Origin of the sequence: uncultured Psychroserpens sp., assembly GCF_947501425.1 — a bacterium.
In the GTDB taxonomy this organism is placed as follows: Bacteria; Bacteroidota; Bacteroidia; order Flavobacteriales; family Flavobacteriaceae; genus Psychroserpens.
On sequence record NZ_CANMVN010000008.1, the window covers coordinates 26,846 to 38,436 of the forward strand.

Sequence of the window (11,591 nt, forward strand, 5' to 3'; positions counted from 1 at the left end):
TATAGGTTCCGACTTCGCTTAACCTGACAATAGATTATAAATATAAAAAGATTCCTAATGATTAGGAATCTTTTCTCATATTTTAATCTGTTTAACAGGTCCAATAGGACTATCTGGTTATTTCTAAAACATCAAATTTTATTACACCATTTGGAACTTGCACTTCGGCAACTTCACCAACCGATTTTCCTAAAAGCCCTTTCCCAATAGGAGAATTCACTGAAATCTTTCCTGAGGCAAGATCTGCTTCACCATCGGCAACAAGTGTATAGGTCATTTCCATACCATTGGTTTGGTTCTTTATTCTCACCTTTGACAAAACTAGTGCTTTTGAGGTATCCATTTGTGATTCATCAATTACACGAGCACCTGCTAAAGTCTCCTCTAACTTCGCAATTTTCATCTCCAGCATTCCTTGAGCTTCCTTTGCTGCATCATATTCGGCATTTTCACTCAAATCCCCTTTGTCTCTAGCTTCAGCAATAGCTTGCGAGGCTCTTGGACGCTCTATATCTTTCAAGTGTTGTAACTCGTCTCTTAACTTTTTTAACCCTTCGGCAGTGTAATAAGATACTTTACTCATAATTCAATCGTTTATTAATAAAATATACTGAAATCTTTGTTGTGGCCATAGCTAAACCTGTTCAGCATAAAAAAAATCCCGCTATCACGAGATTTGAAATACAAAGATACAAAATATTTATTTCAACATTTAAATTATTGTAAATTGCGACCCAAAAATGGGCATTTAGCTAAAACCACTCATTTCTATTAAAAGTCTACTCATGAAAAGAATATTCCTTATCGTATCACTCTTATTTTTAACTAATTGCGGAAATGACGACACTATCAATAATTGTAATTTCTTGCTCAATGTTGGTGTGAATGCCTCACTTAATTTGAACCTGCCGGAATATAGTCAGTTGATGTTTATTAGTAATTCGGTATACATCCCAAATCAGGGAAATGGTGGCGTTTATGTGATTAATGTAGGTAATAACAGTTACAGAGCCTGGGATGCTTATGATCCTAATCACGTGCCTTCAAGTTGTTCCTTTTTAGAACGAGATGGCGTTAATGTCACTTGTGGTTGTGAAGACCAAAATGAATATAGCCTCTTTACAGGTCAATCTCTTGGAGATCCTTTGCCATGTGGACTTAAAGAATATCGCGTTACGGTTTCTGGTTCTGATATTGTAATTAGTAATTAATACAGCTTGAATTGAAAAAAATTAAAAAACCTCTTAATTGATCAATTAAGAGGTTTTTTAATTTTTATAAGCTTTAATTCACTAGAACTTTAGGGTTACGCCCAACAAAAAATTAGTAGTAGCTTGCGGATAAAATCCTGCAAAGTACCCTGTTGTGGTTCCTGTAGGGCTCGAACTATCGTCAAAGTCAAAAGATCCAAAATAACCGTTTGATACATATTTCTCATTGAAGATATTATTCACCAAGCCAGAAAATACTACAGATTTAAAAATGGATTTTGGTGTCCACTCATAAGTAATATTAAAATCGTTTACAAAGTAGCTCTCTAACTTAGAGTCTGGATTTTCTGTATTTCCCATAAATTGTTCGCCCACATATTTGCTTAACAATGACATCTGAAATCCCTCTCTTGGCTGAAACACAAAAGCATTGGCAGCTACGAATTCTGGCGAGAACGAAATATCAGTTGACCCCAGATCTTGTAATACGCCATTAACCGACTCAAATGTTTGTTTATTCTTATTAGAACTGATGGTAAAATTAGGTTGTACAGAAAACTGATTGGTAATAGCAACTGCGGCATCTACTTCCAATCCTAATCGGTAGCTATCTCCATTATTAGCTCGTATTGGATCTCCTGTAGTATCAATTTGACCTGTTAATACCAATTGCTCGTTATATAACATATAATAGGCATTGATATTTAACCTGAGCTTTTGTTGATTGTGTCTCCAACCCAACTCGAAATCGTTAAGTTGCTCTGGTTTTACAGTGGCATTATTCTCAAAATCACTCCGGTTTGGTTCTCGGTTGGCTCTGGCATATGAAAAATATAAACTATTGTTTGAATTCACTTTATATGTAATTCCTGCTTTAGGGTTGAAGAAATTATAGCTTTCATCAACATTAAACGGGATACGATCTGAGGTTAATCCCGAAGTTTCATAACCTACCATACGCAATTGCAAATCACCGTATAAACTAATCTTATCATTTAGGCGATATGTGGCTTTTGAAAAGAAACTCAAATCTGTTTTTTGTCCGTTACCTTCATAATAACGATCTCTTATTTCACTATCACTGGCAAACTCTGACCATATGATTTCACCAAAATGGTCACCATCATAAAAACTATATGAACTTCCAAAGATCAAATTCACTTCATTATTTTTATAGTTGGCACTAGCATTCAACACATAAAAATCATTATCAAGCCAACGACGTCTAATCAAATCGGTTGTGTTCACAGTTTCTCCTCCAATTTCGATTGGTGTCAAATCGTAATCGGCAAAATCTTCATCCTCTTTATATTGCTCAAAATATCCTCTTCCATAAGTATAATTTAAGCCTAAATTTGTAGACCATCTATTGTTGTAACGTTGGTTCCAATGTAACTGATAGTGATTTTGGTTGTAATTATCAACTTCATTGTCATAAAAACGTGTATTACCATCAGCATCTGTATATATACCTGAAGGATTAAACGTACGATCATTAGCTAAAGTTTCGGCATCAATACCATTCCATGCCTGATAAGTAACTTCCTTTCCACCAAAAGTAATTGCTTTGATTAAGGTATTATCGTCAATATAAGCAGCTTGTAAGAAATAGGATTTTAAATCGGTTCTTGCTCTGTCTATATAACCATCAGAAGAAATATTTGACAACCGACCAGCAATTTCAATATGATCATTAATTAAACCTGTACTGAACTTTACTGTATGTTTTCTCGTGTTAAAACTTCCGAAGGAATTTGAAATTTCTCCATTAGATTCTTTTGAAACAGCATCGGTTAATACATTGATACTTGCGCCAAAAGCTCCAGAACCATTAGTTGATGTTCCAACACCACGTTGTAATTGTAAGCTTTCTACGGAAGATGCAAAATCGCCTAAGTTTACCCAAAACGTACCGAGAGATTCAGCATCATTATATGGAATTCCATTAATAGTAACATTGGTAGATTGTGCATTGATACCACGAACTCTAATTCCAGTATAACCAACTCCGGCACCAGCATCGGTTGTGGTAACTACAGAAGGCAGATAGTTTAATAACACAGGAATATCCTGTCCTAAATTACGTTTAGCCAGTTCCTTTTTAGTCACATTAGTATGCGTAATTGGAGAGGTAGCTTCAACTCTTACAGCTTTGACTAAGACTTCATCTAGCTTTTCAGTTTTGGTTGAGTCTTGTTGTTTTTGATTGTCTTGTGCAAAACTCAGGATTGATAAAAAAAGAAAAAAAGAAAAAATACATTGTTTTTTGAGACTTCTCGACGCAGCTCGAATTGACAATCTCGGGAATAAATTTTTCATTACGATTAAAAAAATATAATCGAATAAAAAGAGGTCATTATTCTTGGTTAATAATATTGAACATTTGTTACGTGAAGCTCTGCTTCACTTTTGCACTCGCTAAAAAGGTCTACTAGACCTTTTCTTTACGCTCGCTTCCTAAACAGCATTACCTGTTCCAGGTTCAATGGGTATGATCTCAGCCGATAATAGGCACCCCTTTTTTGAGAACGTTGCAAAGATAAACCAGATTTATGATTTGAGCATCAAGAATTTTTGATTTTTTCAATCAATCGATTTCTGGTGGTTTACGATTGGCTTTTTTCTCAGAGTTTCTGCGCTTATTAGAGAGTCGTTTTTTTACAACAGCTTTAGGTATTTTGGTAGGAATACGAGATTTCTCTTCGACCAGATTAGTTTTTAGTAGTTCCAAAAACCGTTGAATAATAATGGATTTATTTCTGAACTGACTCCTACTCTCTCCACATTGCATAATGAGTAACCCTTCTTTGGATAATCTGTTTTGAATAGTCTTTTGAAGTAACTTTTTTTGTTCTTCAGACAACATCTGAGAATTGAGCAAGTCAAAAGTAAGTTCAATTTTAGAAGCTGTTTTATTAACATGTTGACCACCAGAACCAGAACTTCTAATGGCTTTAAATTGTACTTCTTTTAATATGAGCTCCTCATCAAACATTACTATTTTATCTGATGTGGTGGTTTAAGTAAGTCATTAACTGTTTTGACGGGATTGAAGGTTAATAAAGGGACTTCAACAAAAATAGTATTCCAGTTGGCCATACTTCCATTCCAAAGGCCAGGCAGTTCAAGTGCTTTTAAATCCTTTCCTGTTTTCGTTTTCATGGTGATGAATGCTGCTTTGGCATCTACAAATTTTTTGAGGTCAAACTTTTCACCTTTATAATTTTTAATCCCACAAACCAGATCTACAGGATTAAAATGTGTTGCTCCTTTTAATATCTCTTTTTGATGCTTGCTCTTTTTATTAATCTGTGCAGACTCTACAATTTGCAATGACGAATGACCAGCTTCATCTTTAATCCAAAATGGTCCTCCACCTGGTTCTCCCTCATTCTTTACCATTCCGCAGACACGAATTGGACGATTCAATTTTTCAAACAGATATTCGATTTGATATTTAAGCGAATATTTCTCAAATTCTGAACTGATACGTACATTCATTTTCTTAGAGAGAAACTCAGCAATTTCAATCAGCATAGCCTCAGACAAACCGCCATTATCAAGTAATCTGAGGTACTTAAATGCTTGAGTTTGGATGTCTAATAAAATCCCAGCGAGCATTTTTTTATACTTTGCAACGTCAGTCTTGTATTTATAAGTAACTACATTGTCAATATTTTTTATGAAAATAATATCAGCAGCAAGATCGTTTAAGTTTTCAAGCAAAGCACCATGACCTGAAGGTCTGAATAATAAAGAGCCATCATCATTTCTGAATGGTTTATTATTAGGTGTTACCGCTATGGTATCTGTAGATTCTTTCTGATAAGAGAAAGAAATATCAAATTTAGACCCTGTTTTTTCTTCTACTTTTTTTTCAATTCTTGCAAACTCACTATCGAATCTGTGGTTATGCCTTTCTGAAATTGTAAAATGCAATTTAGTAGATTCATTAGTTGAAGAATATAATGCAGATTCATACAGGTGTTCTTCAAAAGCAGTGGATAGTACATTGTTTTTGTATTCATGAAATGGAAACAATCCTTTAGGATAATTACCATAATCCAATTTATCACTTTCCAACATCATTTGAACAAACCTCAAACGTTGTTCGTTTATGGATAGAGTATCAAACTCTGGATACAGCGCTTTTAGTTTTTCATTAACTGTATTGTAGAATGGAAATTTCTCTAAACCAATAAAAAAGATATATAAATCCTTATTGTTATATCTATTAATATATGAGTTGATACTTTCCTTTTGAATATTATACTCTTCTAAAAACTTAAACAGAAATTTAAACATTCTGGTTGCAGCTCCAGATGCAGGGACAAACTTTAAAATAGAAACCTCATCTTTTTTGTCTTCAAACAGAGCAATGAAGTTTGATATTTCATCATTTGCTAAGCTTATGATACCATCTCCAATTGTGGCCTCAGAGACTAAATTAACGTAAGGTAAGCCATTCTCGAAAAGTTGTATTTGCTGCTCAACCTGTTTTAAGGTGATGTCTTTATTTTGTATTTGCTGTATGTCTTTTTCAGAAAAATTCAATGTGCCTCTTTTAAAAGTTCATCTATATGTTTTTTGCAGGTATTTAATCGTTCTTCAAACCGACCTTTAACCAAAATGTATGGCTTTTTAAAATCGATCAATGCTTGTTCAAACCTATTGAACAACTGCAACCTATTGTTTGGTTGATCACGTATTCCATCTGCTTCCCAAACCGTGTCAATATAAGTTAAAAAATACAAATCATAAGTGTTTTCTTGCGCATATTTTTTAACCTGTTCTGGACAAAATTCATTGTAGTAAAATTCAGAATACACTTTGGTCTCTAACAAATCTGTATCACAAATCAAAAGTCTATTTACCTTTTTTAATTGCTCATTTTCAGATTTCATTTGTCCTATAGCAATTGGCAAGACATCTTCTTTAGTAAGCAATTCATTATTTTTCTTTTTTGAATTTGCATAACTACGAGAAAACTCCTCTACATAAACCGTATCATAATAATTAGCCAGCTCTTTTGCTAGAGAACTCTTCCCTGTAGATTCCGGACCATACAATACAACTTTTATACAGTTTGGGTTAATGTGACCGATTTGTTTAAGTGTTTCTTCCATGCTAAATAACCAAAAATGGCAATAATGGTAAATCCTAAATATTGAAAACTCGTAAAGGTAAACCCTTTATAGAAATATAATGGTACTGAGATAACATCTCCAACGATCCAAAAAATCCAGTTTTCTATTTTTCTTCGAGCCATCAACCACATTCCAACAAAAAATATAGCTGTGGTTATTGTATCTACATAAGCTACCCAACTGGTCCATTTATCAAAGGTGTTATAGACTGCATACACAAAAAGTAATGTGGCAATAAAGATAAACCCACTAATTTGCTTTTCTTTTACAGTGGTTCTTGTAATTGGAGTTACATGTGTATCATCTACTTTAAGCGTCCAAATATACCAGCCATAAATACTCATTATAAAGTAATATGCATTGATCATCATATCACCTAACAACTCCCATTTTACAAGCAGGTATACAAAAATAGCTGTGCTAATCATTCCTGTTGGGAATACCCAAATCTTGTTAAGTTTTGAGAACCAAACAGATAGAAATCCAAAAATAACAGCAATAATTTCTAATGCAATGTCTGTATTAGAATACGTATCATACTGACCAAAAAAAAACTCAAAAATGGGGTTCATAGTCGTAGCGATCAGTTTTAACAATTTTCATGTGCAATAAGCCATTTTCAATAAGTTCAAAAGCACCTTTGATCTCGGTGGTTAAGACAGACATCACTTCACTATATTCTCCATATACCTGAGTACTTAAAGGATTTTCAAGCACTTTCAAATTTGAAGCTCGTAGCTGTTTTATAAAATGAATAATTGCAGGTTCATAATTGTCATGCAATGGTGTTAATGTCAATTCTACAGATATATTCATAGATTGGTTTTTAATTCATCAAAAAAGTTGTCGTCGTTTTCGAATGCTGTGCCTATCACTACCAGATCAGCTCCAGAATTATAAGCTGCTTCTAATTGCTGCTTGCTTCGTATTCCGCCTCCAACTATAAGCGGTATATTTAAATCTTGCTTAACAAAACTAATAATTTCCTCTGGTACTGGATGCAGTGCTCCACTTCCCGCTTCAAGATATATGAGTTGCATTCCTAATAGTTCTCCAGCCTTAGCCGTATCAACAATTAATTGAGACTGATCTCTGGGTAAAGGTTGAGTTTGCGTTACTTTTTCTACTGAAGTTGGCTTCCCGTTTTCTATCAATATATAACCTGTTGGAATTACCTCTAGATTTGAACCTCTAAGCTTTGAAATTGCTTCAACATGTTTTCCAATAAGAAAATTAGCATTATCACCAGAGATCAGTGATAAAAACAAAAGCGCATTTGCATTATCAGTGATCTGTGTCACATCACCTGGAAATAAAACTACAGGTAAATTAGTATGTCTATTAATTTCAGAAACTAAATGATCGGTCACATGATCAGCTACAGTACTTCCACCAACAAAAATATGTGTCGCAATAGATCTATTAACTTTACTAATAAAATCATCCACCATTTCAATGGACATTTTATCAGGATCAATTAAAACTGCTAACAACTTTTTTTTATCTGAAATAGAACGCAGTATGTTATTATAAATCTCTTTCATCTAAGTTGTAACAAAAGCGCATGTAAATCCTTCAAATTCTAAAAAATGCGTCTTATATCTATATTTTTTTCCTTCATAATCAATCCATGCAACAGTCTCTCCATCAGCTAACATAAAAGGAATGACCAAAAAGTGCTCTCTAAACAACATACCAGGTGTGGCAAACAACTTATAAAGCGACTCTTTAACACCCCAAATCACTGTTAGCTTTTTTATGTATTCTGTATCGTGTTCAGATAAATAATTAAACTCGTAATCAATAAACTTCTTAGCTATGATAGCAATTTTTGAGCGTTGTTTTTCTATATCAATACCTACTTCAGAATCGCTTATAATCACTCCCGAAAACGTAAATGAATGCGTAATCGAAATATACTTTCCATCTTTTAAATGTGGCTTACCATTATCATCATAATACAGATCCTGATCAGTATATCCAAAATCTCTAAGCAGATGTCTAACACTTAAAAACCCACGTTGATGTAACTCGCTTTTCATTCCTGATACGCGTTCTAAACTATTCGGTTTTAAATCTAAAGGTTCTAGAAGATCATTATAAGACTCTGTAATCTTCCAGATTTTAACAGTAGTTTGTGAGTTAGGATGAAGGGTTTTATAAAGTGGCATTTAATTATCTGAAACTTAATGGTTATCTTTGCAGCGCCTTAGGCGAAATAAACAATTTAGACAGGCGAATTTAACCAATTTTAAGCTCTAAAGCCAAAGGTCTCGTACATTTAAAATTTAGAAAGACAAAAAATAGACAAATGAGTAAAACTATGACTTACGTACCATACAAAGTAAAAGACATGTCTCTTGCTGCTTGGGGAAGAAAGGAAATTGAATTAGCTGAAGCAGAAATGCCAGGATTGATGAGCCTTCGTGAAGAATACAAAGATTCTCAACCACTTAAAGGAGCACGTATTGCCGGATGTCTTCATATGACCATCCAAACTGCTGTTCTTATAGAAACGCTTCAGGCTTTAGGTGCTGAAGTAACATGGAGTTCATGTAATATTTTCTCGACACAAGATCAAGCTGCTGCTGCTATTGCAGACGCTGGAACTGCTGTTTATGCATGGAAAGACATGACCGAAGAAGAGTTTGACTGGTGTATTGAGCAAACCTTATTCTTTGGTGAAGATCGTCAACCACTTAATATGATTCTTGATGATGGTGGTGATCTTACTAATATGGTTTTAGATAAATATCCAGAATTAGCCTCTGGAATTAAAGGATTATCTGAAGAAACAACAACTGGTGTTCACCGTTTATATGAGCGTGTAAAGAACGGAACTTTACCTATGCCAGCAATTAACGTTAATGACTCTGTGACTAAATCAAAGTTTGACAATAAATATGGTTGTAAAGAAAGTGCAGTAGATGCCATTCGTCGTGCTACAGATGTAATGCTTGCTGGAAAGCGTGTAACAGTTTGTGGTTATGGAGATGTTGGTAAAGGAACTGCTGCTTCTTTCAAAGGAGCTGGAAGTATTGTTACTGTAACTGAGATTGATCCAATTTGTGCATTACAAGCTGCAATGGATGGTTTTGAAGTAAAACGTTTAGAGACCGTTGTAGGTAATTCTGATATTGTGATTACTACTACAGGAAATAAAGACATTGTTCGTGCAGAGCACTTCAAAGCAATGAAAGATAAAACCATAGTTTGTAACATCGGACATTTTGATAACGAAATTCAAATGGCCTGGTTAAATGAGAACTACGGAAATACGAAAAATACCATCAAGCCACAAGTTGATAAATATACCGTAGACGGAAAAGACATCATCATATTAGCTGAAGGTCGTTTAGTAAATTTAGGTTGTGCCACTGGTCATCCAAGTTTTGTAATGAGTAATTCATTTACCAACCAAACCTTAGCACAAATTGAACTTTGGAACAATAGTGATAACTATGGCAACGAGGTATATATGTTACCAAAACACCTAGATGAAAAAGTTGCTAAATTACATTTAGAAAAGATTGGTGTTGAGTTAACAGAACTTAAAGAATACCAAGCTGAGTATATTGGTGTAACTGTTGAAGGTCCTTATAAACCTGAGCATTACAGATACTAATACAATTTTAGATGTCACACTGAGCGGAGTCGAAGTGTAACCAAAGAATCTCAATATTTATTTGAAGACCCTTACAGCAATGTGAGGGTTTTTTATTTGGGCAATTCCAACTCCACTAAAGCGTCGTTGCACCACGCTTTCCGTTGTATCTTTTTTTCGTGCCTCAAAAAAGGATGCCACTGCAATCATTATTGCAATAACAAATACCATCGTCACTTCGAGTAATGACGAAGTACGAGGCATTGTATCGAGAAGTTAATACCCCGTCACCAACAAACCTCTTGCACCTTTAAGTCCACATTTTTGATACTGGTTATAAGCTTTGGCAGCACGCTCTCTAATTTGTGCATCTGTTTCATTTAAAATCCAGCCATCAATAGCCCATTTCAGAGTGTAGGCCTCTGGAGCCATCAATCCCGTTGACCATACTAATGGATTTACTTTAGTCTGCTCCAAATAAGATTTAAAATAATCTTTACTAATACAAGCCAAAATTATTGCATCACGTTTATCATTATTTAAAGAACTGAAGTTTCCTTGAACATTAAATTCCATTAATCCGTTATGACCAATATAAGCTTGTAATTGCGATGCACCACCAAAACTTAAAGTACTATTTTTATGTGCGATATTAACCGGATTTCTACCTGCAGAAGCTTCTAAAAAATCTTTTATAGTTTGCTTGATGTATTTTCCGTCATAAGCATCAGCCAAAAGATATGTATTACTCCTTTTATGTTTGAATAATATACGTTCTAAAATAGGATGTCCAGTATTCTTTTCCGAAGAGATAAACGTCCAATCCTTGCTATTCTTAAAATGTGTTTTTACACCATACAAAGCAGACCAATACAGATTGCCTTTTATGTCCTGACCATTCCCCAGCTTAGATGGAACAGGAACAATACCTTGGTTGATATTATCGCATAACGCAACAAATACGTGAATGGTCTTTACAGGTTTAATCTGTTGTGAAAATCCTGTGGCATAAAAAAGATACAATGTAAAAAATAATATTCGATTCATAATTATAGAACGACCAATTCATTACAAATAGTATTAAATTGTAAAAGTCTCACACATCGAAAAGTAATTTAGTACTTTTAGATATCAAACAGTATTTTTTGAAATTAGTTACCAATATACAAAACCTCTTAACTGAGATTGAACGACGAATTCCTGATGCTCAAAAAGCAGATTTAAATATTTCCAAATCTAATATAGCCTGGCATTTAGATCATAGTCTAAAAGTAGTTAATGGTGTGACTGGAATGCTGGTCAAATCTGATGTTAAAGATTATAAGAGCAACTTTAATAAATGGCGCTTGATTTGTTTTGGGTTTAACTTTATTCCAAGAGGGAGAGGCAAAGCTCCTAAAGTGGTTCGTCCTCCTGAAATTGTAAAGGTTGAAGATATCAAACAACAACTGGAACAAGCGAAAAGCAACATTGATCCTTTGAAAGATGTACCGAAACATGCAAATTTCAAACATCCAGTTTTTGGTGTTTTAAATAAGAAACAAACGCTAAAGTTTATCAAATTACACACCCAACACCACCTTAAAATAATTGATGATATATGTCGCTAAAAAAACCTCTCTATCTCTA

At 34.2% G+C, this 11,591-nt stretch carries 14 protein-coding genes; 3 read left to right on the forward strand and 11 right to left on the reverse strand.

Annotated features, from left to right (window positions below):
- Positions 1-109 precede the first annotated feature (109 nt).
- Positions 110-583 (reverse strand): transcription elongation factor GreA, encoded by a 474-nt coding sequence (greA, locus tag Q0951_RS12855; RefSeq protein WP_299337445.1) that lies wholly within the window; start codon positions 581-583, stop codon positions 110-112.
- A gap of 202 nt (positions 584-785) precedes the next feature.
- On the opposite strand from greA, the gene Q0951_RS12860 reads away from it, so the two are divergent.
- On the forward strand, positions 786-1,211 hold the full coding sequence (locus Q0951_RS12860; RefSeq protein ID WP_299337447.1) for a hypothetical protein: 426 nt from the start codon (positions 786-788) through the stop codon (positions 1,209-1,211).
- 81 nt (positions 1,212-1,292) lie between these two features.
- On the opposite strand, the gene Q0951_RS12865 is transcribed toward Q0951_RS12860, so the two are convergent.
- From Q0951_RS12865 to Q0951_RS12900, 8 genes are all read right to left on the reverse strand, one after another.
- Positions 1,293-3,530 (reverse strand): TonB-dependent receptor, encoded by a 2,238-nt coding sequence (locus tag Q0951_RS12865; protein ID WP_299337449.1) that lies wholly within the window; start codon positions 3,528-3,530, stop codon positions 1,293-1,295.
- A 268-nt stretch (positions 3,531-3,798) separates the two neighbouring features.
- The gene (gene arfB, locus Q0951_RS12870; protein ID WP_299337450.1) at positions 3,799-4,206 is read right to left on the reverse strand and encodes an alternative ribosome rescue aminoacyl-tRNA hydrolase ArfB; all 408 of its coding nucleotides are present in this window, start codon (positions 4,204-4,206) and stop codon (positions 3,799-3,801) included.
- A 2-nt stretch (positions 4,207-4,208) separates the two neighbouring features.
- Positions 4,209-5,765, reverse strand: coding sequence for a DUF4301 family protein (locus Q0951_RS12875; protein ID WP_299337452.1), 1,557 nt, complete (start codon positions 5,763-5,765; stop codon positions 4,209-4,211).
- On the reverse strand, positions 5,762-6,337 hold the full coding sequence (locus Q0951_RS12880) for an ATP-binding protein (protein ID WP_299337454.1): 576 nt from the start codon (positions 6,335-6,337) through the stop codon (positions 5,762-5,764). Before Q0951_RS12880 ends, Q0951_RS12875 begins: the two co-directional genes overlap by 4 nt.
- Positions 6,289-6,930, reverse strand: a complete 642-nt coding sequence (pnuC, locus tag Q0951_RS12885; RefSeq protein WP_299337455.1) for a nicotinamide riboside transporter PnuC — start codon at positions 6,928-6,930, stop codon at positions 6,289-6,291. The genes Q0951_RS12880 and pnuC overlap by 49 nt, the downstream gene beginning before the upstream one ends.
- Complete coding sequence (locus Q0951_RS12890) at positions 6,914-7,174, reverse strand: hypothetical protein (protein ID WP_299337457.1); 261 nt, start codon at positions 7,172-7,174, stop codon at positions 6,914-6,916. The genes pnuC and Q0951_RS12890 overlap by 17 nt, the downstream gene beginning before the upstream one ends.
- On the reverse strand, positions 7,171-7,902 hold the full coding sequence (locus tag Q0951_RS12895) for a geranylgeranylglyceryl/heptaprenylglyceryl phosphate synthase (protein ID WP_299337459.1): 732 nt from the start codon (positions 7,900-7,902) through the stop codon (positions 7,171-7,173). The genes Q0951_RS12890 and Q0951_RS12895 overlap by 4 nt, the downstream gene beginning before the upstream one ends.
- A complete protein-coding gene (locus tag Q0951_RS12900; RefSeq protein ID WP_299337461.1) occupies positions 7,903-8,529 on the reverse strand; it encodes a 4'-phosphopantetheinyl transferase superfamily protein in 627 nt (208 codons plus the stop codon).
- A gap of 140 nt (positions 8,530-8,669) precedes the next feature.
- Here Q0951_RS12900 and ahcY point away from each other — a divergent pair, with 140 nt between their 5' ends.
- Positions 8,670-9,983, forward strand: a complete 1,314-nt coding sequence (ahcY, locus tag Q0951_RS12905) for an adenosylhomocysteinase (protein ID WP_299337464.1) — start codon at positions 8,670-8,672, stop codon at positions 9,981-9,983.
- A 57-nt stretch (positions 9,984-10,040) separates the two neighbouring features.
- Here the strand turns inward: ahcY and Q0951_RS12910 are convergent, their stop codons facing one another.
- Together Q0951_RS12910 and Q0951_RS12915 are read right to left on the reverse strand one after the other, a co-directional pair.
- Positions 10,041-10,226, reverse strand: coding sequence for a hypothetical protein (locus Q0951_RS12910; protein ID WP_299337467.1), 186 nt, complete (start codon positions 10,224-10,226; stop codon positions 10,041-10,043).
- A 12-nt stretch (positions 10,227-10,238) separates the two neighbouring features.
- Positions 10,239-11,009 (reverse strand): hypothetical protein, encoded by a 771-nt coding sequence (locus Q0951_RS12915; RefSeq protein ID WP_299337469.1) that lies wholly within the window; start codon positions 11,007-11,009, stop codon positions 10,239-10,241.
- A gap of 98 nt (positions 11,010-11,107) precedes the next feature.
- Here Q0951_RS12915 and Q0951_RS12920 point away from each other — a divergent pair, with 98 nt between their 5' ends.
- A complete protein-coding gene (locus tag Q0951_RS12920; RefSeq protein WP_299337472.1) occupies positions 11,108-11,572 on the forward strand; it encodes a DUF1569 domain-containing protein in 465 nt (154 codons plus the stop codon).
- Positions 11,573-11,591 lie beyond the last annotated feature (19 nt).